General features: G+C 36.6%; 22 protein-coding genes and 1 pseudogene. 20 read left to right on the top strand and 3 right to left on the bottom strand.

The features are described from left to right. The first annotated feature begins 29 nt into the window (after positions 1 to 29). The 12 genes from QH639_RS20710 to QH639_RS20655 all read left to right on the top strand — a co-directional run bounded on the left by QH639_RS20710 (position 30) and on the right by QH639_RS20655 (position 13,463). Positions 30 to 1,646, top strand: a complete 1,617-nt coding sequence (locus QH639_RS20710) for an ABC transporter substrate-binding protein (RefSeq protein WP_131521933.1) — start codon at positions 30 to 32, stop codon at positions 1,644 to 1,646. 226 nt (positions 1,647 to 1,872) lie between these two features. Further along, entirely contained in the window at positions 1,873 to 2,877 is a 1,005-nt protein-coding gene (locus QH639_RS20705; RefSeq protein WP_131521932.1) for an ABC transporter permease, read from the top strand. A gap of 12 nt (positions 2,878 to 2,889) precedes the next feature. After that, the gene (nikC, locus tag QH639_RS20700) at positions 2,890 to 3,786 is read left to right on the top strand and encodes a nickel transporter permease (RefSeq protein WP_131521931.1); all 897 of its coding nucleotides are present in this window, start codon (positions 2,890 to 2,892) and stop codon (positions 3,784 to 3,786) included. 278 nt (positions 3,787 to 4,064) lie between these two features. After that, positions 4,065 to 4,682: a TerD family protein gene (locus tag QH639_RS20695; RefSeq protein WP_131521930.1), complete on the top strand. Its 618-nt coding sequence runs from the start codon at positions 4,065 to 4,067 to the stop codon at positions 4,680 to 4,682. A gap of 30 nt (positions 4,683 to 4,712) precedes the next feature. After that, a complete protein-coding gene (locus QH639_RS20690) occupies positions 4,713 to 5,294 on the top strand; it encodes a TerD family protein (protein WP_048394760.1) in 582 nt (193 codons plus the stop codon). A 34-nt stretch (positions 5,295 to 5,328) separates the two neighbouring features. After that, the gene (locus QH639_RS20685) at positions 5,329 to 5,904 is read left to right on the top strand and encodes a TerD family protein (RefSeq protein ID WP_016994007.1); all 576 of its coding nucleotides are present in this window, start codon (positions 5,329 to 5,331) and stop codon (positions 5,902 to 5,904) included. 321 nt (positions 5,905 to 6,225) lie between these two features. After that, positions 6,226 to 7,419 carry an HpcH/HpaI aldolase/citrate lyase family protein gene (locus QH639_RS20680; RefSeq protein WP_281115172.1) on the top strand — a complete coding sequence of 398 codons (1,194 nt, stop codon included), beginning with the start codon at positions 6,226 to 6,228 and terminating at the stop codon, positions 7,417 to 7,419. Further along, on the top strand, positions 7,400 to 8,758 hold the full coding sequence (locus QH639_RS20675; RefSeq protein ID WP_131521928.1) for a phosphoribosyltransferase family protein: 1,359 nt from the start codon (positions 7,400 to 7,402) through the stop codon (positions 8,756 to 8,758). The genes QH639_RS20680 and QH639_RS20675 overlap by 20 nt, the downstream gene beginning before the upstream one ends. Beyond that, positions 8,755 to 9,855, top strand: a complete 1,101-nt coding sequence (locus QH639_RS20670; RefSeq protein ID WP_131521927.1) for a cysteine protease StiP family protein — start codon at positions 8,755 to 8,757, stop codon at positions 9,853 to 9,855. The genes QH639_RS20675 and QH639_RS20670 overlap by 4 nt, the downstream gene beginning before the upstream one ends. A gap of 8 nt (positions 9,856 to 9,863) precedes the next feature. After that, positions 9,864 to 10,679 carry an HAD family hydrolase gene (locus QH639_RS20665; RefSeq protein ID WP_237898719.1) on the top strand — a complete coding sequence of 272 codons (816 nt, stop codon included), beginning with the start codon at positions 9,864 to 9,866 and terminating at the stop codon, positions 10,677 to 10,679. Between the two features lie 95 nt (positions 10,680 to 10,774). After that, positions 10,775 to 12,406, top strand: coding sequence for a YceG family protein (locus QH639_RS20660; RefSeq protein ID WP_131521925.1), 1,632 nt, complete (start codon positions 10,775 to 10,777; stop codon positions 12,404 to 12,406). A gap of 22 nt (positions 12,407 to 12,428) precedes the next feature. Next, positions 12,429 to 13,463 (top strand): toxic anion resistance protein, encoded by a 1,035-nt coding sequence (locus QH639_RS20655; protein ID WP_281115171.1) that lies wholly within the window; start codon positions 12,429 to 12,431, stop codon positions 13,461 to 13,463. A 122-nt stretch (positions 13,464 to 13,585) separates the two neighbouring features. On the opposite strand, the gene QH639_RS20650 is transcribed toward QH639_RS20655, so the two are convergent. Together QH639_RS20650 and QH639_RS20645 are read right to left on the bottom strand one after the other, a co-directional pair. Next, complete coding sequence (locus QH639_RS20650; RefSeq protein ID WP_004230503.1) at positions 13,586 to 14,674, bottom strand: FUSC family protein; 1,089 nt, start codon at positions 14,672 to 14,674, stop codon at positions 13,586 to 13,588. A gap of 135 nt (positions 14,675 to 14,809) precedes the next feature. After that, positions 14,810 to 16,096: a glutamate-1-semialdehyde 2,1-aminomutase gene (locus QH639_RS20645; protein WP_281115170.1), complete on the bottom strand. Its 1,287-nt coding sequence runs from the start codon at positions 16,094 to 16,096 to the stop codon at positions 14,810 to 14,812. Between the two features lie 129 nt (positions 16,097 to 16,225). Here QH639_RS20645 and bcp point away from each other — a divergent pair, with 129 nt between their 5' ends. The 3 genes from bcp (at position 16,226) to perR (ending at position 18,207) form a co-directional block, all read left to right on the top strand. Then, on the top strand, positions 16,226 to 16,702 hold the full coding sequence (gene bcp, locus QH639_RS20640) for a thioredoxin-dependent thiol peroxidase (protein WP_237898717.1): 477 nt from the start codon (positions 16,226 to 16,228) through the stop codon (positions 16,700 to 16,702). After that, positions 16,699 to 17,643 carry a D-2-hydroxyacid dehydrogenase gene (locus QH639_RS20635; RefSeq protein WP_281115169.1) on the top strand — a complete coding sequence of 315 codons (945 nt, stop codon included), beginning with the start codon at positions 16,699 to 16,701 and terminating at the stop codon, positions 17,641 to 17,643. The genes bcp and QH639_RS20635 overlap by 4 nt, the downstream gene beginning before the upstream one ends. A 120-nt stretch (positions 17,644 to 17,763) precedes the next feature. Further along, complete coding sequence (perR, locus tag QH639_RS20630) at positions 17,764 to 18,207, top strand: peroxide-responsive transcriptional repressor PerR (RefSeq protein WP_131521920.1); 444 nt, start codon at positions 17,764 to 17,766, stop codon at positions 18,205 to 18,207. 22 nt (positions 18,208 to 18,229) lie between these two features. On the opposite strand, the gene QH639_RS20625 is transcribed toward perR, so the two are convergent. Further along, on the bottom strand, positions 18,230 to 18,583 hold the full coding sequence (locus QH639_RS20625; RefSeq protein WP_004230509.1) for a YgzB family protein: 354 nt from the start codon (positions 18,581 to 18,583) through the stop codon (positions 18,230 to 18,232). A 149-nt stretch (positions 18,584 to 18,732) separates the two neighbouring features. On the opposite strand from QH639_RS20625, the gene QH639_RS20620 reads away from it, so the two are divergent. From QH639_RS20620 to QH639_RS20600, 5 genes and pseudogenes are all read left to right on the top strand, one after another. After that, positions 18,733 to 19,620 carry a nucleotidyltransferase-like protein gene (locus QH639_RS20620; RefSeq protein WP_237898716.1) on the top strand — a complete coding sequence of 296 codons (888 nt, stop codon included), beginning with the start codon at positions 18,733 to 18,735 and terminating at the stop codon, positions 19,618 to 19,620. Positions 19,621 to 20,036: 416 nt separating this feature from the next. Continuing rightward, a pseudogene (locus tag QH639_RS20615) lies at positions 20,037 to 20,480 on the top strand (phosphohydrolase); the annotation flags it as partial. 408 nt (positions 20,481 to 20,888) lie between these two features. Continuing rightward, positions 20,889 to 21,812, top strand: coding sequence for a LysR family transcriptional regulator (locus tag QH639_RS20610; RefSeq protein WP_281115168.1), 924 nt, complete (start codon positions 20,889 to 20,891; stop codon positions 21,810 to 21,812). Between the two features lie 140 nt (positions 21,813 to 21,952). Further along, positions 21,953 to 23,479, top strand: a complete 1,527-nt coding sequence (locus tag QH639_RS20605; RefSeq protein ID WP_131521448.1) for a succinyl-CoA:acetate CoA-transferase ScpC — start codon at positions 21,953 to 21,955, stop codon at positions 23,477 to 23,479. 805 nt (positions 23,480 to 24,284) lie between these two features. Then, positions 24,285 to 25,199, top strand: coding sequence for a Gfo/Idh/MocA family protein (locus tag QH639_RS20600; protein ID WP_131521447.1), 915 nt, complete (start codon positions 24,285 to 24,287; stop codon positions 25,197 to 25,199). Positions 25,200 to 25,375 lie beyond the last annotated feature (176 nt).

The following is a 25,375-nucleotide window of genomic DNA, read 5'->3' as shown; positions in this document are numbered from 1 at the left end:
TGATATAAAAACTCATAGGGGGAAATTCGATGAAGAAAAAGAAGTTTTGGACTTTAGGTGTAATGCTACTCCTTATTCTCTCGACAATCTTAGCAGCATGTGGCGGCTCAGATAACAAGGATACGGGTAGTAAAGATACTTCAACTGGTGGCGATACAGCTAGCAGTGGAGAACCAAAAATTTTAGTCTATGGTCGTGGTGGAGATTCTGTAGCACTTGACCCTGCTGTTGTTACAGACGGTGAATCCTTCACAGTGACAGCTAATATTTATGAAACACTTGTAAACTTTGGTGAACGAGATGTAACAATTCAACCAGGCTTAGCCAAATCATGGGAGGCATCAGAGGATGGTTTAACGTATACTTTCCAGCTACAAGAAGGTGTGAAATTCCATGATGGCACAGATTTCAATGCTGAGGCTGTTGTTAAGAATATTGAACGTTGGAAAACAGGTGCGGATAAACATCCTTACTTTAGTTCGCAATTTGTCGTTGGTGACAAGCAAGTAATTGAATCTGTAACTGCAGAGGGAGACTACACAGTTGTCTTTAAGTTAAGTCAACCTCAAGCACCATTTTTGAAAAATTTAGCAATGTCTCCATTTGCGATTGCTTCTCCAACAGCATTTGAAGCAGATGAAGAAGGTTTATCTGCAAATCCTGTAGGAACGGGTCCATTCAAGTTTGTTAGCTGGGTACGTAATGATTCAATCACAATTGAGAAAAACCCAGATTACTATATTGATGGCTATCCTAAATTAGATAAAGTAATTTATCGTTCTATTCCAGAAAACTCAGCACGTTTAAATGATTTATTAGCAGGCAATATTGATGTAGCTGATGGCTTAAGTCCTTCTGATAAAGGAACAATTGAAGGCGATGCAAATTTACAGTTAATCGAACGTCCATCTATGAACGTTGGTTACCTTGGTTTAACTGTTACACGTCCACCTTTTGATAATGTAAAAGTACGTCAAGCAGTCAACTATGCAATTGATAAACAAGCATTAGTGGATGCGTTTTATGAAGGGCTAGCTGAACCAGCGAAAAACCCAATGCCACCAGTAATTTCTGGTTATAACGATGAAGTGACAGGCTATACGTATGATCCTGAAAAAGCGAAAGCATTACTTGCTGAAGCAGGTTATGATGGCAAGGAAATTGAGCTATGGGCAATGCCAGTACCACGTCCATACATGCCAGACGGACAAAAAGTGGCTGAAGCGATTCAAAAGAACTTAGAAGACGTAGGTATTAAATCTAAAATTGTGTCATTTGAATGGGCTACGTATTTAGAAAAAGCTCAAAATGGTGAAGCGGATGCATTCCTACTTGGCTGGACAGGCGATAATGGGGATGCGGATAACTTCCTATACACGTTATTAGACGCCGATAATATTGGTTCTAATAACTATACGTTCTATGATAATCCAGAATTACACAAGATATTAACAGCTGCTCAAACTGAGATCGATGAAGACAAGCGTAATGAACTTTATAAGCAAGCTCAAGTAATTATTTCTGAGGATGCTCCATGGGTTCCACTTGCTCACTCTATTCCAATTTTAGCTGCTAACAAGAAAGTTACAAATTACATTGCGCATCCTACTGGCTCTGACCGTTTAGATGCAGTAGATATTCAATAGTAAATTTCATCATTTTTTAATTGAACAAAAAAATGTGAAGAATCTGCTTGCTTTTCTGCGGGTAAGCCGTGGAAATCTCGCAGATTCTTTTCAAGTAAAGATAATGATTATTTCCTGTATGAAAGAATTCAACTAAACATTCAAAACCGTTTAGTGAAGGCTCAACCTTTCAACAGTATATAAAGACTTCACAGTAGATTATGAAAATCATAGAGAGGTGATGAAAATGCTTCACTATATGGGGAGACGTTTACTTCAACTAATCCCAGTTTTGCTTGGAATGACTTTTATCGTCTTTATGTTGATACGAGCAATCCCTGGAAATCCAGCACAGGTTATTTTAGGACAACAGGCAACAAAAGAGGCGGTCGAGGCGTTAAACGCAAGTTTAGGATTAGATAAGCCGTGGTATACACAATATTTTAGTTACTTAGGGGGTATTTTTCAGGGAGATTTAGGAGTTTCCCTACGTACGAAACTACCTGTATCAGAAGAAATTTTCCCATACTTAGCAGCAACAGCCGAACTTGCATTATTTGCGATGATTATTGCGATCGTTATTGGTGTGAATGCTGGCATTATTTCTGCATGGTTCCAAAATTCTTGGTTTGATTATACAGCGATGATCATAGCGTTAATCGGTGTTTCTGTACCCGTGTTCTGGCTTGGATTGATGGAGCAATGGACATTTAGTAGTAAGCTTGGTTGGTTGCCTACATCTGGTCGAGAAGATGTGCGAAATCCAATTACCGCCATAACCCATTTTTATTTACTAGATACACTCATTCAAGGCCGCTTTGATCAATTCATCGAAGTCATAAAGCGATTAATATTACCAGGAGTAGCACTTGCAACGATTCCGATGGCTATCATTGCAAGAATCACAAGGTCCTCCATGCTGGAAGTTATGCGTTCAGATTATGTAAGGACGGCAAGAGCAAAAGGACAAAAAATGTTTATCGTTGTTTATAAGCATGCATTAAAGAATGCGGTTATTCCTGTGTTAACGGTAATTGGTCTACAAACTGGATTACTGCTAGGTGGTGCCATTCTAACAGAGACGATTTTTAGTTGGCCAGGAATTGGTCGTTATATTTATGATGCGATTGGCTTCAGGGATTATCCTGTTATTCAATCAGGTATTCTCATCGTTGCATTTATTTTCATCATGATTAACTTAATCGTGGATTTACTGTACACAGTAGTCGACCCACGGATTAAATACAAATAGAAGGGAGTTGCAATGATGACTGGAGCAATCGATATAAAAAAAGAAGTAGCACCAGCTCGAGAAAAGGCAGTAGGTCCATGGCTCGAAGGCTGGCGTAGTTTTAAAAAGAGTAAAGTATCCCTTGTGGGAGCAGGAATTGTTATATTTTTCATTTTACTGGCTGTCATTGGTCCGTTCATTGCACCGCAGGGCATCAATGAACAAGATTTAACGAAGCGCTTACTGGCACCATCCGCTGATCATTGGTTTGGAACGGATGATTTTGGACGGGATATTTTTTCGAGGATCATTCACGGTGCAAGGATATCGCTATGGGTAGGCTTTTTTTCTGTTATTTTGTCCGTGATAATTGGTAGTTTACTTGGCATCATTGCAGGTTATTATGGAAAATGGATCGATACGATAATTTCACGTATTTTTGATATTATGCTAGCTTTCCCTAGTATGCTACTAGCGATTGCAGTAGTATCAGTGCTGGGTCCATCTTTACAAAATGCATTAATCGCCATTGCTATTATTAACGTACCGAATTTTGGGCGCTTAATCCGTTCTAAAGTTTTAAGTGTCAAGGAAGAGGAATATATAGTAGCGGCAAAAGCAATTGGCATGCGTGATGCACGAATTCTATTTTCACATATTTTGCCGAATTCCATAACCCCAATAATTGTACAGGGAACACTAGCAATTGCGACAGCCATTATTGAAGCGGCAGCATTAGGTTTCCTTGGGCTAGGGGCTCAAGCTCCAGCACCAGAATGGGGCAAAATGTTAGCGGATGCACGGAAGTTTTTATTAAATGCTCCGTGGACGATGATTTTCCCTGGTTTAGCTATTATGTTAACAGTTTTAGGCTTTAATCTAATGGGGGATGGACTACGAGATGCACTTGATCCAAAAATGAAAAGTTAGTAATTAGGAACAATAGCCTTCTACAAGTTAGAAGGTTTTTTTAGCTGCGTGGACCAATGGATATAAAAGGAACATTTTTACTACAAAAACGTTCTATAGTATAGAAAAAGACATGAGGGGCTTTCAAAAATAAGAGAAAACACCTTTTCGGAGCCATTAATTGAATTTTTTGTCACGTTATTTTAGACTTAATTTAAGTAGAAATCTTTTAGCTTAGTAGATTATTGCTTACCATAAAATCTTTCGACTGAAATACATATTTTAGGAGGGTGTTAGAATTGGGGATTAATTTACAAAAAGGACAAAGAGTTGATTTAACAAAGGGTAACGCAGGATTAAATAAAATTAAAGTTGGTTTAGGGTGGGACCCTGTAGGCCAAGAGAAAAGTGGCGGCTTTTTAGGTGGTTTATTTTCTAGCAGAAATAGTGGCAGTGGCAGAAGTATCGACTGTGATGCTTCAGTATTAATGTTACAAGATGATAAGGTTGTAGCGGGTGACGATGTTGTTTATTTCGGGAAATTAACAAGTAGCTGCGGTTCTGTTCGACATTCAGGTGATAATTTGACAGGTGATGGCGATGGTGATGATGAGGTAATTACAATTGAACTATCGTCTGTACCTTCGCAATATAACAAGCTTGTGTTTGTTGTAAACATTTATGATGCGGCAGGTCGCAATCAACACTTCGGTATGATTCAAAATGCATATATTCGTGTATATGATGACAGGACAGGAAGCGAATTAATTCGCTATAATTTAACTGATAATTATTCGAATTTAACGACGTTAGTATGTGGAGAAATTTACCGTCATAATAACGAATGGAAATTTGCTGCGGTTGGTACGGGAACAAATGACATAAAGCTTGGCGACGTTGTTCGAAGATATCAATAAATAATTGACTAACTAGGAGGAATAAAAATTATGGGCATTTCACTACAAAAAGGTCAGAAGGTAGATTTAACTAAAACAAATCCAGGATTAACGAATGTTGTTGTAGGTTTAGGCTGGGATACAAATAAATATGATGGTGGTCATGATTTTGACTTAGACTCCTCTGTATTTTTACTTGCTGATACAGGTAAAGTTGCAGATCAAAATGATTTTATTTTCTATAACAACACTACAGGTGGCAATGGTTCAGTTGAGCATTCAGGCGATAATTTAACAGGTGTAGGCGAAGGTGACGATGAAGTGGTGAAAGTGGCATTAACTCAAGTACCTGCCCATGTTCAGCGACTAGCTTTCACAGTAACCATTCATGATGCAGAGTCTCGCAGTCAAAACTTCGGTATGGTGTCTAATGCCTATATTCGTATTATGAATGCTGCTTCCAACGAAGAAATTATTCGCTATGATTTAGGCGAGGATTTCAGTATCGAAACAGCTATTGTTGTAGGAGAATTATATCGTCATAACGGAGAATGGAAATTTAATGCGATTGGTGCAGGCTATCAAGGTGGCTTAGCTGCTTTATGTAATGATTATGGCTTAAGTGTAAACTAAAATTTCATCTTTGGACAGAAAGGGAGATTTTTGAATGGCTATACAATTAAGTAAAGGGCAACGTATTGATTTAACAAAGCAAGATCCAGGCTTAAATAGCATTGGCATTGGTTTAGGCTGGGATGTAAAGCAATTTGATGGTGGACAAGACTTTGACTTGGATGCATCTGTATTTTTACTAGATGCTTCAGGTAAATGTCGGAATGAACAGGACTTTATTTTCTATAATAATCTAGCGAGCCCAGACCAATCTGTTGTCCATACAGGAGATAATCGTACAGGTGCAGGGGATGGGGATGATGAAAAAATTCTTGTCAACTTAAAGCAAGTATCACCTCAAATTGAAAAAATTGTAGTGACGGTTACTATTTACGATGCTGAGGGACGTCATCAAAACTTCGGGCAAGTCTTAAATGCCTATGTACGATTGACGAACGAAGAGTCGGGGTCAGAGGTATTGCGCTACGATCTAGGTGAAGATTTCAGTATTGAAACGGCTGTAGTATTTTGTGAGCTTTACCGACATAATGGTGAGTGGAAATTTGCTGCAGTAGGTTCAGGTTACCAGGGTGGACTAGCTGCTTTAATCAATGCATATGGCCTACAGTAACTATGGGACATAGGGGCATGGTAAAGGAGCGGGTGTAGATGTATTAAATGAGATATTCAATACATATGCACAGTTTTAACACTAGCAGATGTAACAAGGGCTTATCGTAATGCACTGAAAATATGTGTTAGTATTTTGGGGCTACCATCCTTCGCATGAAATTTTCGTTATTATTTTAATAGCTAAATTCTTATTGACATTTGTGGTTTACAAGTTGAAAAAGAAAACAGCAGTGTAAACAAGGCACTGTATTAGTCTGTATGGAACAGGCTGATACAGTGCTTTTTTCACAAAAGGCATAGTTACTGGGGAGAGGATTAGATGCAACACTTTGCAACAGAAGCAGAGACGATTTTTTATAAGAAGCCACAGCCGTTTACAAAATGGGAAACGTCGGATATTTTGTCATATGCCTTAGGTGCGACTTTGTATATGCCAGCTTCCATGCCTACGATTGTGAGCTTGATCCGATCACAAAAATATAAGGAACTCACATCACTTGTCATTGATTTGGAGGATGCAGTTGGAGATGCAGAGTTAGTAGATTGTGAAGCTAAGCTGATAGAGGATATTAGTGAATTATATGCACTCTATCAGCAAAGACAGCTATTACTTCAGGAGCTCCCTTTACTTTTTGTTCGAGTACGTCATGTTGAGCAATTTCAAAAGCTAACAACTGTTTTAGGAAAAAAGCAGGAAATATTAACTGGCTATGTCTTTCCGAAATTTACAGCAGAACAGGGTGCTCGTTATTTCGAGTTGCTTGAACAAACCATTTTAGAAAATGATTTAATTTTATATGGTATGCCAATTTTAGAAAGTCGTGAGGTCCTATATAAGGAATCTCGCATGGAAGCGTTATTAGACATTAAAGCAGTTCTACATCAATACAAAGCCCGTGTGTTAAATGTACGAATTGGTGCTACCGATTTTTGTGGCATTTACGGAATTCGACGCCGTATGGATTCTACCATTTATGATATTAGTGTCATTCGCGATTGTATTGCAGATATTGTTAATATATTAGGCCGTGAGGAAGATGGTTTTATTATTTCTGGGCCTGTGTGGGAGTATTTTAATAATCAGCGTGTATTAAAGCCCGCACTTAGAGTGACACCATTCAGTGAGAAAGGTGCGCTTGATACAAGGAAAGCATTATTAGACGATTGTTTAGATGGATTAATGAAAGAAGTTTTAATGGATAAACAAAATGGCATAGTGGGAAAAACAATTATTCATCCGAGCCATATCCGTGTTGTGCATGCCCTCTATGCTATTTCGTATGAGGAATACTTAGATGCGCTAAGTATTATAGAAAATAATGATGGACAAAAAGGTGTTATGAAAAGTCACTATGCTAATAAAATGAATGAAATGAAGCCACATATGAGATGGGCACAACGGATTTTAAAACAGGCTCATGTCTATGGTGTTTATCATGAATCTGTCGATTTTGCTTCACTGTTATTACAGTCTGAAATAGGTGGTAGTGTATATGCAACAACAAATGAGTAAATTAAGCATTTTACCGAATTATTCAATTGATATTGAAATTACCTACAATCCACATAATTTTGCACTAACCGACTTGTTTAGAATGGCGGCTCGGATTAATAAGAAGAGACAATTTTTGTTTGTAAGCACGGTACTAGGCAAACATTTGGCTGTCCGTCCGCAAATCCCTTTACTGACAGGAACTCTTTTAGCTATGCTATATCAGCAGCACCTTACTGGACAAAAGGTAATGGCTTCGTCTGTCGTTACAGCTTTAAAAGATGAATCTAATTTGGATGAAGTACAAAAATCCATAGAAGGAACCCTAGAATTAACGGATGAAACATTATTTATTGGCTTTGCTGAGACGGCAACAGCACTTGGACACGCAGTATTTAATACCTTTCACTCGAATGCTATGTATATCCACACAACACGTGAAGTGCTGCTAGATTTTGAGCCATTTGTTACGTTTGAGGAAGAACATTCACATGCGACAAGCCATAGAATTTATACGGAGGAACCAGAACTTTTACTGCAAGCTAAGCGCATTGTGTTAATTGATGATGAGATTACTACTGGAAATACGGTCATTAATATGATTGAGACATTAAGACAGAAATTTCCTTTAGTGAGACAATATGCGGTACTATCTATTTTAGATTGGCGTTCCCAACAGCAGCAAACAATCTTTAAGCAGTTAGAAGTACAATGGGATATCTCTATAGAATTCATCTCCATTATGTGTGGGAATTTTTACTGTTCAGGCATTCCAAGCTTAACCAGTACACAACCTAACTTACTAACACAGATTGCACGAGATATGGATATTTGTCCGATTCAAGTATCTGCTGATCGCAAATCCTATCGATCTGTTGCGGAGAATGGATTAATAAATAAGCATCCCTATTTACTAGCAACAGGGAGATTTATGCTCACGTCAAAACAGCATGTTGACCAAAAGCAAACGATACAAGCTATTGCTATGCAAATACAAGAGCTAAGAACAAATGGGCCAGCGCTTGTTATTGGCACGGGTGAGTTCATGTATGTTCCTATGCAAATTGCCTCTTATTTAGGGAATGATGTTTATTTTCAGTCAACTACTCGTAGTCCAATCTATTGTACAGATGATTTAGGATATACGATTAACGATAAAATAGCCTTTGAAAGTCCAGAAAATAACGGGGTCACTAATTTTTTATATAATCTTCAAAGCCAGTCTTACACGGAACTTTTTTTCTTAGTGGAACGTATAGCAAGTAAAGAGGTAGTTGCTCGTGTGGTAAAGGCATTACAAGAAGCCACTAACGCCAAAGTATATGTAATTAGTATGCATGAATTGGAGGTAGAACGATGATATCGACTTTGCAGCCAGATAAAATGGGGAGTTATGCACCAGAGGACGTTATTTTTTTATTGCGTGATATTGGAAGTGCATTCCTTGAAATGGATAATGAGAAACGTGAACTACTCATTCAATCGGGTATACATTATTCGGAAATGCTGCCAGTGGAGAAGCAACCATCGGATACCTACATGAATCTTTTTTATAAAGCGCTAGATGTTCATGCAGAAAGAATAGCAATCGCCGTTGGAGTAGTGGCAGAACAAATCATTGAAAATAGAGGATTAAAAAATTTAATTCTTGTGAGTTTAGCTCGTGCAGGTACACCCATTGGTATTTTAATCAAACGGTATATAGCCATGCATTATCATGTGAATGTTCCACACTACTCCATCTCTATACTGCGAGGTCGTGGGTTTGATGAAATGGCAATTCGTTATATTTTGACACAGCATCCTCTAGGAAGTCTGCAATTTATTGATGGTTGGACAGGAAAAGGGGCAATTACCAATGAATTAATTCAATCCTGCCAAAAGTTTAATTTACAATACCAAGAACAGTTAAGTGCCGATTTAGCTGTTTTGGCTGATCCTGGCCATTGTGCAGCTATTTATGGAACTCGTGAGGATTTTTTAATACCATCTGCTTGTTTAAATTCCACTGTATCTGGATTAGTAAGTAGAACGGTATTAAATTTGCAGTTTATGGATGCAAACGATTTTCATGGTGCAAAATACTACAAAGAATTAGAGGCAATAGATGTCTCCAATCTGTACATAGAGCGTATCGTCACATGTTTTGAACAAGTACAGAGTAAAATTGTGCAACAAATTCAAGAGCAAGAAATCTCTCCAATTACTTGGGAGGGTATGAAGTCCGTGCAAACAATTCAACGAGATTTTGGTATTGATAATATTCATTTCATTAAGCCAGGTGTTGGGGAAACGACAAGAGTTTTGCTGAGAAGAATACCTTGGAAGATTTTAATTAACCCACAGTACATGCATGAATTGAAACATATTTTATTATTAGCCCAAGAAAAAAATGTATTGGTTGAAGAGTATTCGAATATGTCCTATGCATGTTGTGGTTTGATCAAAGAATTATAGAGGAGAATATGATGATATTATTTACATCTGATTTAGATAGAACCCTTATTTATTCTAAACGCATGATGGAGATGTTTCCGCCAGCAACAGAGACAATCGTCGTTGAACACAAGGTCGAAATAGCAATGAGTATGATGACACAGGCAACAGCACCCCTATTGCAACAGGTACACCAACAAAGTTTATTTGTACCTGTTACGACAAGAGCCTTACATCAATATAAAAGAATCCATTTTATTCATGATTTATGCCCTGCTTTTGCAATTACAAGCAATGGGGGTACAATAGTAGAAAAGGGTCAGCCATATGAGAAATGGACACAAACATTATCTAGACGTATTGAAGATTCCTCGATCCCTCGTATGGATATGCTAAAGCTTTTTCAGACGATTAAATCTGATACATGGCTACAACGATCTCTGTATATAGATGAACTTTTTTATGTACATCATGTAGATATTGATGTTTTACCATCCGATGAATTACAAGCGATGATTCAAGAGTTTGATATGCATGGTTGGCATGTTCTGCTACAAGGGAAAAAATTGTATTTTATGCCCAAGGTGCTGACAAAGGAAGCGGCTATAGAATATATAAAAGAGTTCTGTACATACGATGTGCATATAGCAGCAGGTGATTCTATTATGGATTATGGCATGCTTGCAATGGCTGATTTAGGTTTTACACCAAATCATGGCGACTTAAAGGATAAACAGCCAAAGTTTTTACAAAATACAACTTACTCGCCTCACAATGGTGAAGCATTTACAAAGAATTTATTGGAAACAGTTTTACAGATGGCATCACAACAAACGATCGTATAGATGTTCAAATATTTTTGTTGTCATTAGGTGAGACGTCCTATGACAAATGAATGCTTTAGCATAGGCTGAGGATGATTTTTAGGAGGTGCGTTTGTATGCAAACAATCACAATTAAATCAGTGTTGGAGCGTCATCCTGATGATTGGCTACAGGCGTTTCAAGATTCACCAAAGGATCGTGCATTTTATGAAACAACAGAGCAGCAAGTGAGCTTTAGTAGAATTGGTGTTCGTGTATTGGGCGTACCAATCGAAGAAGATGATTATTTCAATTCATTATTTACATTGTCACAGAACACTAACATCCATATTTTAAGTGAAGAATTAAATAAACATATTGAACCAAAAGACTTTCAGGCAATACAAACAATCCTTTCGCAGCATCAACAAACTCCACAAGGTCTATCTATAAATCGTTTAGTGGCAATGATGTATGGTTATCAATTAATTCCTAAGCATGATGACAGTGTAATGAATCGCCATTTACAGTTAGCAACCATTAAAGTAGTAGAGCTCTTTCAAAAACAGCAATCGTTAGGTTTGCTAGCAAATGACTTTCGCCGTTTTTTAATTGATATGGTGAAATGGTTGAAAAACCATTGGATTCTATGGACAAAATCCATGAAACCAACAGATGATTTTCCTAAAGTAGTTTGGTATGGGGAAGCAACTCTAAGTCAGCGCTATTTCTTATTGTTATTAATGGAGCTTGGTTGTGATGTGTTAATTTTTCATCCAGCTAAAATAGATGAATTTGCTGAGATTGATCCTAACGATACTTTCTCTATCACATATGCATATGCCAATCAAACAACTTTACAGCCATTTCCTGATAAGTTGCGTGACCGGCAGGCAACGGTTGGATATCGATCTAGTCAGCATTTTGAGCAATTAATGCATGATCAGCAATCAGGTGTCTATAAGCCTTGGCAGTTTAAAGATTTTATGCCACGCTCCTTAACATTACGGATGACATATGATGATATTTTTATTTATGCAAAAGAGAAAGCTTTGGTTCGACCACAGTTTGAAGTAATTGGGAATGAGATTGTCATTCCAGTCATATTTGCCAAAATTAGTGGGGTTTCGAGCAGACGGGAAGAATACTGGTATTATATGCATCAGTTATTAGCAAATCCGCAAACTGTTTTTGTCCAGAAATTCCCCTATGCACCAACGAGTAGAGCCAATTTTCACTTTCACTATAAGCACTGCCTAGTAAATGGAGAACTATCAGTAGAGCGTATTATGCAAAGTGATTGGTGGCAATACGGTGAGTTAACATTGGAGCTACAGCGTGCGATTGCACACACGATAAAAACTTCCTGTGAGCAGCCCATGTTGAAACAGCAGCCAAATGAGACCTTATATGATTTACAGTTATTTTTATTTAAACAAATGACGATGATTCCACAGGAGATCCTAAGATTACTACAAAGCTTTGACTATTCCCAAGAGGTACCGAAGCTGGTATTATACCAAGCACCTCAACAACCAGCTTTATCACGTGAGGATATAGCGTTATTGGCCTTTTTAAATCGGTTTGGTGTGGATATTGTTTTTTATAATCCGACAGGTCAACTAGATTTAGAAAAGTATTTGCAAGAGGATAGTTATGATGTACACCGTTTAGAGCATATGCTGTTTGACTTGCACTATGAAGAACCAAAGCCACAGAAAACTGCACCCGACAAAATCATAAAAAAACTCTTTAATCGTTTTTTCTGATGATAGGAAGGAGGCGGCACGAATGTCGAATAACTCGTTGATGCTGAAGCAGCTGACACTGGAAACAGCAGAAGCCTTCAAAGAACAGTTAAGGGATCATGCAGAGGTACGGCAAATTGCCAATCAAATCAATATAAAAAATCAGATAGAGCTATTAGCTTTGGGAAAAGAGCCGTCCACAAAATTAGCTACATTTGCAGATCAAATTTTAGCCATCATCACCCAGTCAACAACTTTCGAATCAAATGAATTATTTAAGCAGCTTGAAGCCCTTATGCAGACATTCGACAAACAAGATTTTACAGAGCAAAAGGGATTTTTTAAAAAGCTATTTGCACGTAAGATCAAAAATGATGGCGATTTATTTACGAAATACAATGGACTGGGGAGAGATATTGAGAAAATCCATTATCAATTTGTACTGATGGAAGAGGAATTAGCAAGGGATAATCGAGTACTTGCACGTTTATATCAAGAAGACCTCATGTACTATCTTGAGCTAGAAAAGTATATCGTAGCAACTGACATGAAACTTCATGAGGTCCAAACAACATTGATTCCGATGTATGAAAAACAGAGTGAAGCAGGTAATCAGCTGGCGAAAATGGAGCTAAATCGTTTGCAAGCTATTGCAGAGATGCTCCAGCAAAAAATAGATGATTTAGAAAAATCGCGTATGGTGGCTATTATCACAGCCCCTCAAATCGATATGCTACGTAATGGTAACAATGAATTGATTGAACAAATTAATGGGGCTTTTGTTAAAACCATTCCTGTTTTTAAAATGGGTTTGATGAATGCAGTTAATGAGAGACGTCAACAATTACAAAATCAATCAGCCGCTGCCTTTGAAGATCGTATGAAGCATTTTGGGGGAGCTAGCAAGGAAGCGGTGCAATTAAGTACTGCCATGGCTCAACAATCCAGCACTACCCAGACTCTTGAAGAAATGTGGGATACGATTGTATCAGGCATTGCCAATTATCAGCAATTACGTGATGAACAAACGGTTAAACGCCAACAAGCAGAGCAACAATTGCTAACATTGCGTTCTTAGCTTCTTTCCTCTAAGTAGATTACTACTTGGAGGTTTTTTGTATAAAAAAAGCGACAGAATTACCGCATTCAATGGGTGATCAAAGCCCCCTGAATCAAGGTAATCTGTCGCCAAAATGTTAGCTATATGAATTCCTCTTCAAATTCTACATTGATTTCATGTCCATGATAGCTTTGGTAAGAAACAATAAGTGTATCAAGATGTTCTAAGTTTTCCTCATAATCTAAAATACGCGATAAAATATAGAGTAGGTGATAGCTAGAAAACTCCGTATCGCCTTCTTCACGAGCAAAGTTGATTTGCTTAATGAAAATTTCCATCAGCTCATTACGTTGGACATAGTCAATGCTTTTACTCCACTCTGAATGCTCAGGCTTTAGTTTTCCTGTATATTTTAAGAGCAATTGCTCATGGTACGTTAGCAAGGAATCAAGTCTTTCCTGAATCATTAAATGAAATTGTGTAGGGAGCTGCGCTAATTCATTTTCGTGATTATGCAAACGCTGTAGCAACTCCAAGCTTTTCTTGGAAGTTAAAATCATTTGACGATAGACTACTAGTTTACGTGCTTTCACATATTTTTTATTTTTAAAATAATTACGCTCTTCCTTATATAAATCATACAGCGTATCCACTCGTAGCATACGGTTTTTAAACTTACTTAATGCTGTCTTTGTGGATGTGTGCTCAGAAGCTTGACGTACAGCCAGTCGTGTCCAACGAATAATATCATCTTGTAAAATATAAATTTTGCGAAATAGTTTTACCTCGTATTTAGGTGGTAAGAACACAAGGTTTACGACAAACGCTGCTAATACACCAACTAATATCGTAACAAAGCGTATTAAACCAAATGTTAAAAAGTCATCCCCTTGAAATTCCATAATAGCCACAACTGATACCAACGCTAGCGAAAGTGATTTTTCCAGTTTAAACTTTAACATTAAACCAATAGCTATTATGACAGCTATACCAATGGCAACGACATGATGGCCAAAAAGTAAGCCGAAAATGACAGCAATTGTCGCACCTATGATATTCGCTTGTACTTGCTCTACAATGGTTTGGTAAGAACGATAAATAGAAGGCTGAATAGCAAAAATAGCTGCAATTCCAGCAAAAACAGGTGAAGGTAATTTTAACAACTCTGCAATAAATAATGCAAATACGATAGCTACACCAGTTTTAAATACACGGGCACCTAATTTCATAAAGATGTCCTTTCTGTCTAATATTTTTTAGCTTCTTTACATTATAGAAGGAAGTGCTCATAAAATACATAGATTTGCATGGATGAATAAGAAAAAGGCGACTTCTACTTGCAAGTCGCCTTTTTCTTGTCAAGATTACAATTGAGAAAACGCAATATCTACTGCTTCAATTGTTTCCTGAATATCTGCTTCTGTATGCTCAGTTGTTAAGAACCATGCTTCATATTTAGAAGGAGCTAGATTAATGCCTTGCTCAAGCATAAGTTTAAAGAAGCGTCCGAATATTTCACCGTCAGAGTTTTCAGCTTGCTCATAGTTTTCTACTTTCACGTCTGTAAAGTAAATAGTCAGCGCCCCTTTGAGACGATTTAACGTGATGGTTACGTCATGTTTTTTAGCAGCAGCTAAAATTCCTTCTTCTAAAATTGCGCCCAATCTATCCATTTCATCATAAATGCCTGGCGTTTGTAGCACTTCTAGGCAAGCAATACCGGCTTGCATAGATGCAGGATTTCCAGCCATCGTACCCGCTTGGTATGCTGGACCGAGTGGTGCAACAGTATCCATAATCTCTTTACGCCCGCCATATGCACCGATTGGTAAACCACCACCAATAACTTTACCAAGTGCAGTTAAATCAGGTGTGAGGCCAAGTAAATTTTGAGCGCCACCGTAGTGGAAGCGGAAGGCCGTGATGACTTCATCATAAATCGTTAAGGCCCCTTTTTCTTTAGCAGTAGCGTGTACTAATTCAAGGAAGCCAGGATTCGGTTCAACAATACCAAAGTTTCCTACAATTGGTTCGATTAAAATAGCTGCAATCTCCTCGCCCCATTTATTCATGGCTTCTGTAAAGGCTTCAGGGTTATTAAAAGGTACAGTAATAACTTCTTCAGCAGTTGAAGTTGTTACACCTGCTGAGTCTGGTGTTCCTAATGTTGCTGGACCTGATCCTGCAGCCACTAATACTAAATCGAAGTGTCCGTGGTAGCAACCAGCAAATTTCATGATTTTTGTACGGCCTGTATAGGCACGTGCCACACGAATCGTTGTCATAACAGCTTCTGTACCAGAGTTGTTAAAACGTACTTTATCCATCGATGGAATGGCTTCCTTTAACATTTTTGCGAAAGTAACTTCATATTCAGTCGGCGTCCCAAATAATGTACCATTTTCAGCAGCATGCGTTATGGCCTTTGCAATATGAGGATGGCCATGACCAGTAACGATTGGACCATATGCTGCTAGATAGTCGATATAACGATTGCCATCTACATCCCAAAAATAAGCGCCTTTTCCTCGCGCCATGGCTACAGGAGAACCGCCACCTACTGCTTTATATGAACGAGAAGGGCTGTTTACACCACCAACAATATGCTGTAATGCCTCTGCATGTATTGCTTCAGATTTTGCATGATTCATAGAATTGCCTCCTAACTTTTTATACGTAATCTATTGTAGACCTATCAGTGTAAGAAATCCAAAGAAATTAAGGGATATGACTTGATTTGTTACTTAGAGTAAAATAGGACCTACAGAGGAGGAGATTGTATGACATTACTAGAAGGACAAAAGGCGCCAGATTTTTCTCTATTGAACGAAAAGGGCGAGATGGTGCATTTAGCTGATTTTAAAGGAAAAAATGTTATTTTATACTTTTATCCAAAGGATATGACACCAGGTTGCACGACGGAGGCATGTGATTTTCGTGATAAGTTTGAAGACTTCAGTCATTTAAATGCTGTTGTTCTGGGTGTTAGCCCAGATAACGCAAGCAAGCATACAAAATTTATTGATAAGCATGGTTTGCCATTTTCATTATTAGTGGATGAGGACCATGCTATTGCTGAAGCATATGGTGTATGGGTTTTAAAGAAAATGTATGGACGTGAATATATGGGCATAGAGCGTTCAACGTTTTTAATTGATGCTGAGGGGAAGCTTGTAAAAGCTTGGCGCAAAGTTCGAGTGAAAAATCATATTGAAGATGTATATGCTTATTTAGCAGAACAGGAGGCAAAACAATGAGAATCTATTTTACATTTGAACCTAGACCAGATTTACGAGAACCATTAGTAGCAGAATTTCCGCAGCTTGAATTTATCTTTGAAAAGAGCTTATCAATTGAAGAGCTTCAACAAGCGGATGTATTAGTTACATATGGTGAAGATTTAACAGAAGAGAGTGTTCAATCTGCGACTAAGCTAAAATGGATTTTTGTTGCATCAGCAGGTATAGAAAAAATGCCAGCTCAGGCTATTATTGAACGTGGAATTCTAGTTTCAAATGTTCGTGGCATTCATAAAACGCCTATGGCTGAATCCATGCTTGCTCATATTTTAGCCATTAAAAGAGCTTTGCCTTGGATGTATGAGCAGCAAAAGAAAAAAGAATGGTCGAAAAAAACACAACAAACGGAACTACGGGATAGTACGGCACTTATTTTAGGGCCAGGTGCCATTGGTTCGGAAGTTGGACGTTTATTGCAAGCTTTTGGTGTTACGACGATTGGCTGTAACCGCTCTGGTAAAGAAGCAGCCTATATGAATACGATGATTAGTTTTACCCAATTAAAAGAAGCTCTACCTCATGCAGATATCGTTATTTCTGTACTACCAAAAACAACAGAAACGACCCATTTATTAAAAGAAGAGCATTTTGTTGTGATGAAAAATAATGCGATCTTCATGAATTTTGGTCGAGGTAATTTAGTTGATGAAAAGGTACTCTTGCAAGCAATTGAAACCAAACAAATAGGACACGCAGTTTTAGATGTATTTGAAGAGGAGCCTCTGGCATCTGACAATCCATTATGGACATTACCAAATGTCATAGTATCACCTCATGTATCCAGTCATTCTTCTCGTTATGTTGAGCGTAGCTTAGAAATATTCAAGCCAAGCCTAACAAAATGGCTAAAGGGTGACAAGGATTTAGAAAATGTTATGGATTTATCGAGAGGCTATTAAGGAAAAAACATTGATTTATTGAGGATAGGCAATGTGTGATTGTTGACGAAGTAGTACGAATTGGATACACTATTTATAACAATTATAAATTAATAATACTTATGGAAGAGGTGCATGACGATGTCTGCAACGCATTTACAAGATGCACTGGACACGTTGAAAACAACTGGTGTACGTATTACTCCTCAGCGTCATGCTATTTTGGAATACCTAATTCAAACAATGGCACATCCTACTGCCGATGAAATTTATAAAGCTCTTGAGGGTAAGTTCCCTAATATGAGTGTAGCGACTGTTTATAACAACCTGCGTGTATTTCGTGAAGTAGGTCTTGTGAAAGAGCTAACTTACGGGGATGCTTCAAGTCGCTTTGATTTCGTGACAAACGATCATTACCATATGATTTGTGAATGCTGTGGTAAGATCGTCGATTTCCATTATCCTGGACTCGACGAAATAGAGCATTTTGCATCACAGGTAACAGGCTTTGATGTGCATTCGCATCGCTTAGAGATATACGGCACTTGTCCATCATGTAAAGTTGCTACTGCTAAAGTACAATAAAAATCCTAGCTCTTAAAAAGGGCTAGGATTTTTTTGTTTTATTATTATAGGATTGATCGAACTCTTTACCTTCTAGAGTAGGATCAAGTGTTAATGGCTCATTGCAGTACATGCACATATCTACTCGGCCTAAAACCTTTGTATGTTTATGGCAATTAGGACACTCTACCTGAATAGCTCTTGTTGACAGTAATCCGATCCACGCATATACAACTGTGCTACCGATAATACAAAGAACACCTAGTGACATGAAAATTAAAACTAATATCGGGCTGTTTTTAAAGAAAATGCCTCCGTACATGACAATAAAACCAAAAAAGATTAGTGCTAATGCGAATGAACGAATTTTATTAATTTTACTTTTATAAGGTTTCATATTTCATCTTGCCTCCCAATCTAAAATCTACTATAACATATAAGGGCAAAGTATTTTAGCTTTGAACTGAATGAAAGAAGGAATACTTTTAGAGTATGTCGAATTTTTAACGGAACAAAAGAACCTATATGAATAAAGGAGGGCTGAACATGGAGCAAGTACTGCGTCCAATATACCAAGAACGTGCGAGTCAGTCGAATACATTAGGCGTAATTTTAGTGGAAAAGCGTGAAGAACAAAGTAACGTTACAGATACATTTGATACGGTTTTACTTATTATCGTAAAAGAAGCAGAGCAACCAGTCTTTTCAAAACATTACTTATATGAAGGAAATAAAATCGCTCTACATACTGTTACGGAGAAAATAATTCGAAAATGGTTACTCATCGGTTCAAATAGAAAGGTTGTTGATTGGATATTCTTCGGTAGAGTATTATTTGATCGGAATGAATTTCTGCATAAACTAAAAATAGAATTGCAGGAATTTCCGTATAGTGGTCGTAAAATTAAAACAGGTATTCAATTTTCAAAGTTAATTCGCCGCTATTTGGAGGGGAAAGAATACTTCGATAAAGGAAGTTACTTGGATGCTTATAATCACGTTGTGGATTCCCTACATCATCTAGGCCGCCTTTCTATTATCGATAGTGGCCTGTATCCTGAAGTAACTGTTTGGGCACAGGTGAAAAAAATTGAGCCAGCCATCTATAAGTTGTATGAAGAGCTAGTGACAAGTAATGAGCCAATAGAAAAGCGCTTAGAATTGTTGTTTTTAGCAAGTGAGTTTTTAATCCACTCTCGTACACGAGATGGGGCACAACATATATTAGAAGTCATGCAAACAAAAGAAATGTGGACTATCCAGGAATTACATGATCATCATGAGCTCGTGAACTACTCCGTGGATTTAGAAGTGTTTGTTGAGTATCTAGTGGATAAAGGCTATATTCAAATTGAACCCATTGCAGCGAAAAATGATAGGATATTTCACCGTCATTACAAGGTAAATAAAGATGCTCTAGAAATGGGGCAATGACTGTAGTATGCTTGTAATCGAGGTATATAAAAAATACCTCGATATTTTTTTAGAAAAGTAGTTGACGAATAATATCTTAGTATTGTATTATATTAATTGTCGCTAAGACATAAACGAATAACTCAGAAAAACACAAACAACTTTTTAAAAAAGTTGTTGACATGTTTTGAATGAAATGTTAATATAAAGAAGTCGCTGAAAAACGACTTAAACAATGAACCTTGAAAACTGAACAAGCAAAACGTAATCAATAAAGTTTTAAGTAACTAGCTTCGGTTAGTGAACAAAACAAAAATTTTGGACATCAAACATGATGCCAGCAAAACAATTTGAGCTAATCAAATTTCTTTTATGGAGAGTTTGATCCTGGCTCAGGACGAACGCTGGCGGCGTGCCTAATACATGCAAGTCGAGCGAATTTAGGATTAACAAAAGAGTATAGCAGTCCAGATTTACGATTTGAAGTAGATGGTGCAAATGCTGCAAGAAGCTTTTTGCAACAATATCAAGTTCCAGAAGAGTCAATTCGTCTTGTCTGGGATGCAATAGCATTGCATACGACAATTGGAATAGCAGAACATAAAGAATCTGAAGTATCATTATTGTACTCAGGTGTAGGGTTAGACGTTATGGGGGATGGTTTTAAACAATTTCCAGCTGAATTGAGAGAAGAAATTGTACAAGCATTCCCACGTAATAATTTCAAACAAGACATTATTCCAGCTTTTTATGAAGGTTTTAAGCATAAACCAGAAACTACCTTTGGTAATATTAAATCTGATGTCGTTGAATTCTGTAAACCGAACTTTAAACCAAAGAATTTCTGTGAATGTATTTTACATTCACCTTGGAAAAGTTAATCAAAACATCAATCACAATTGTTTGTTCTAGGTGGGGTTTATACCATCAGCTTTAATCCAAGGGAGATATTTAGAGAATTTATTCATTTTATTTCGTTTTTATTTGATATAAGGGGATAATAAATAGTAAAACAACAAGAGTAGAACATGCTCTCAAGTATCTATAATAAAAAATGATAGGATAAAACAAAAAAGCCAACTACTTAAGAATAAGTAGTTAGCTTTTTTTCGTGTTAAACTTTATTCGGTTTACAATTTTGAGTAAGAGAACATTGTTCTCCATGTTCAATAATCGGGCCATATTGTAGAATAATTCTTTTAGTAATAAAATTACTTTATACCAGATTATTATCTGACCATAAAACATGTAAAAATAGATAAAGTTTAATTAGAAAGGATTGAAATAAGATGGAATTACGCCATTTAGAATATTTTTTAATGGTTAGTAAAGAACTACATTTTACAAAAGCAGCTGAAAAGTTAGGAATCTCTCAACCCACATTAAGTCATCAAATTAAGATTCTTGAAAAAGAGATTGGATATTCACTATTTAACCGTATTGGAAAGAAAATTGAACTTACACAAGTAGGGGAAATTGTACAAAAAGAAGCATTAAATATTCAAGGTTCCTTACAAAGTTTGTTTTCACAAATTACAGAATTTACGGAAGTAGAAATCGGGGAATTGAGAATCGCTGTGCTTCCAGGAGAAATAACTGATTTAGTATCTACTTTGTGTATTCTATTTAACCAGTTATATCCTAACATTAAAGTGTTCATTCAAACGACTGATCAAGTGGAAAAGGCTGTTTTAGAAAATCGAGCTGATTTCGGTATTGATTTCCAAATTAATACTAATGATTTATTGCAAGTGACTAAATTATATGATGAAGAATTTTATCTAATAGGTAATCAAAGTAATGATGAACAAAAAGTTTCATTTTCTTCTGTTTTAGATAGTCCTCTTATTTTATTTCCTAGTATGCATCAATGTAGAAAAATAATAGATAAAACTAGCTATGAGCTTGGAAAGCAAATAGAGCCTATTGTTGAAACGTCAAGTATTAAGTCTATCTTGAGTTTAGTTAGAAGTGGAGTTGGTTGTAGTATTGTATCCCGAACATTATATGAATTTTATGATACAGAGGATTTGTTTTTTCAAAAAATTGAAAACCCAACTTTAACCAGCACTGTTTATCTCGTAATGAAAAAGAACTGTTTTATTAATTATGCAGCACGTGAATATATAAAGTTATTAGTACGTGAAATCGAAAAGCTTTATTTTCACACATACAAAGATGACATTAATTCCTTGCGAAGTTTTATATTATAGTTTTTTTCTATCATTATCATAGAAAGGATATGATAGACGAATAATGGAATCCTTTTTACAATTAAGAACAATCATGAATGCAATAGTCATTTTTGATATTTTTACTATCAAATTAAATAACTATTTAGAGGTGATTGTTAATGGAAAAAGATTTAAGCCAATTTATCAGAAATAAAGTGTTTTTGGACAAAGTTGTTTCTGCGGAGGAGGCAGCTTCTTGGATTGAAGACGGAATGAACATTGGAATGAGTGGATTTACACTTTTTGGTGAACCGAAAGAATTTCCACTTGCACTTTCTAAGCGCGGTGAGACAGAAGACTTCAAAATCAATCTATATACTGGAGCTTCATTAGGACCTGCTGCTGACCAATCAATGGCTGAAGCTGGGATCATTAACTTACGTGTTCCGTATCAAGGTAACCCTGTAATGCGTAAGAAAATCAATACTGGTGAAATATACTATATTGATCAACATGTATCACATACTGCAGAAGAGATAAGAAAAGGGTCATTAGGAAAAATTGATTATGCAATTATTGAAGCAGCTGCAATCACTGAAGAAGGTTATATTATTCCAACTGGTTCTGTTGGAAATTCACCTATTTTTGTGGAAAAATCTGAAAATGTTATCATTGAATTAAACACAACTGCTCCTAAAGCGTACGAGGGACTTCATGATATCCTTGTACTAGGGAATCAAGGTGAGCGTAGAGAGATTCCTATGTACAAAGTTTCAGATCGAATTGGAGAAATTGGAATTAAGGTTGATCCAGATAAAGTGAAAGGAATTGTTTTATCAGAACAGCCAGATATTCCTTCACCATTATTCGAGCCAAATGAAGAAACACAGCAAATTGCAAATAATTTATTAGAGTTCTTAGCTGGTGAAGTAAAAGCAGGACGTTTAACTGAATCATTAGCTCCATTACAATCTGGAGTAGGTTCTGTTGCTAATGCAGTTCTAAATGGTATGAAAAATTCTCAATTTAAAGATATCGAGGTTTTTTCTGAAGTATTACAGGATGGGATCTTTGACTTAATAGATGCTGGTGTAGTTAAATTTGCAGCTGGTACATCATTCTCCCTTTCAAAGAAACGTGTTGATTCACTATCTGCAGATTTAGAGAAATACAAAGATAAAGTTTTGTTCAGACCTCAGGAAATTTCTAACCATCCAGAAATTATTCGTCGCCTAGGAGTTATTTCATTTAACACAGCAATTGAAGTAGATATTTACGGAAACGTAAATTCAACTCATGTTAGCGGAACAAAAGTAATGAATGGAATTGGTGGATCTGGGGACTTTGCACGTAACGCTAGAATTACAATTTTTGTAACTTCTTCCCTAGCAAAAGACGGAGCTATCTCAACAATCGTTCCTTTTGTATCTCATGTTGACCATACAGAGCACGATGTAGACGTAATTGTAACAGAACAAGGATATGCTGATCTTCGAGGACTTCCACCAGTGAAAAGAGCAGAAAAGCTTATCGAAATTGCACATCCTAAGTACAGACCACAATTACGTGATTACTTTTTAGAAGCAAAAGAGAAAGTTGGTGGTCATACTCCACACATTCTTGAAAAAGCTTTCTCTTTCCATACAAACCTAAAAGAAAAAGGTACAATGTTGATTGAGAGAGAAAAAGTGAAAAATAATTTATAAAATTAAAAAAGCGTTACGGTCACCTGTAACATTGACCATACGTACTAGCATATAAAGCCCTCATTTTTAAAGAGGGCTTCCCACTTTAAAAATAAGTTTTATTGTTCTTAGAAAGTAAAATTTTACTTCTAGGAAAGAAAATTAAGATTTTATTTTCTTGCTGGAAGGTAGAATTATGGTAAATATTAGCATGCTCATAGAAAACAAATTTCAGACACTAAAAAGCCAACTACTTGTACTTTATGTAGTTGGCTCTATTGTACTAGGCTTTCTTTTTTTATAACTTTTCTCGCAAGATAGGAAAACAGATCTATGTAGTTTCAAAACCGATAGATACTCGGCGACTTAACTACCGATTGGCACACCTAGCATTTGAGAAACAGCTAATCCTGTAGTGGCTATACCCATCTTTTGTATTTTGTTAGAGGGAATTAACTGGGGAATAGCATGCGTGATTAATTTGATTTTAATCTTTTCTATTTCACTTACGTGTAAATTGAACTGTAGGGACCGAAAATAAATACAGTAAAACGTTACCCTCTTCATTAAATACAGGTGATCCTAAGCCAGTTATTCAGAAGTTGGGACCTTAGGAATAATTAGTTTTAAAAGGAGAGCTTTGAAGATGTGTAGAAACTAATTGTAAACAACTGACCTAAGGATTGCGCCCTATTCTAAATGTGTGGATTATAAGTATAAAACTCTTCAAGATTTTCAGGTCCAAATTAAGAGTTATGTATACTTTGAAAAATTATTAAAATAGCTTTGATACCAAATTAAAATATGATAAAGGATGATTAATTCGATGAAACCTAGAATCGGAATGGTAGGACTGGGTGGCATCGCTCAGAAAGCATATTTGCCAATTCTTTCTAAAGAAATAGATTGGACATTTGCGGGTGCATTTTCACCCAGTAGAGAGAAGAGAAAGGTAATCTGTAATCAGTATCGTATAAAAGATTTCGATAGCTTACCAGCATTGGCTCAAGAGTGTGATGCCGTGTTTGTACACAGTTCCACTGAATCACATTTTAATGTGGTTTCGGAACTACTTTACAAAGGAATAGATGTATATGTTGATAAACCATTGGCAGCATCTATTTCGGAATCAGAAAAATTAGTCGAATTAAGTGGAAAATTGGGAAGAAAGCTTATGGTTGGATTCAATCGTCGTTTTGCTCCTATGTATGTAAAAGCAAAGGAAAAAGCAAATAATATAGCTTGGGTACGTGTTGAAAAGCACAGAACAGATAGTGTGGGTCCTTATTCTTATGGGTTCACAATGTTAGATGATTATCTCCACTTAGTCGATACAGTACGTTGGCTGGGTGATGGAGATCTTAATGTGTTGTATGGAACTGTTCATACGAACGATGAAAATCAACTTTTATATGCGCAGCATATGTATGAATCCTCTCAAAATATATCTTTCTCCACAGCTATGCATAGAAAAGCAGGAACGAATTTAGAACAAATAGAATTGATTACAGACGGAGCAATTATCCGTGTAAAAAACATGAATACAACAGAAATCGAAGAAGGAAATGTAATTTCTACAACCGTTTCTTCTTCATGGGATACAATATTAAAACAACGAGGCTTTGAAGATGCTGTAAAGCATTTCATTTATTGTATTCAAAATGATGAGCAACCACTCGTGGATGGGTTAGAAGGGTTAAAATCTCAACTACTTGTTGAACAATTAATAAAGCAAAAATAATTCAATTCATAAGATTATGGATATTAAATTAGTGCAAGTTTAGTAATGTCCCTTCTACATTCTACACATTGGGCCATTGGAAAAATTGAGGAGCTTCAACAGAAAGAGTGGTTAAAAAATAAAAAAACTACTCAGGAGAGCATCAAACTTTTTATAAAATCAACATAAATCAAAGG

This window comes from Lysinibacillus sp. 1 U-2021 (assembly GCF_029916965.1).
Classification (GTDB): Bacteria; Bacillota; Bacilli; order Bacillales_A; family Planococcaceae; genus Lysinibacillus; species Lysinibacillus capsici.
The sequence above is the reverse complement of the archived record's forward strand: the minus strand, read 5'-3'. Positions and strand labels throughout refer to the sequence as shown.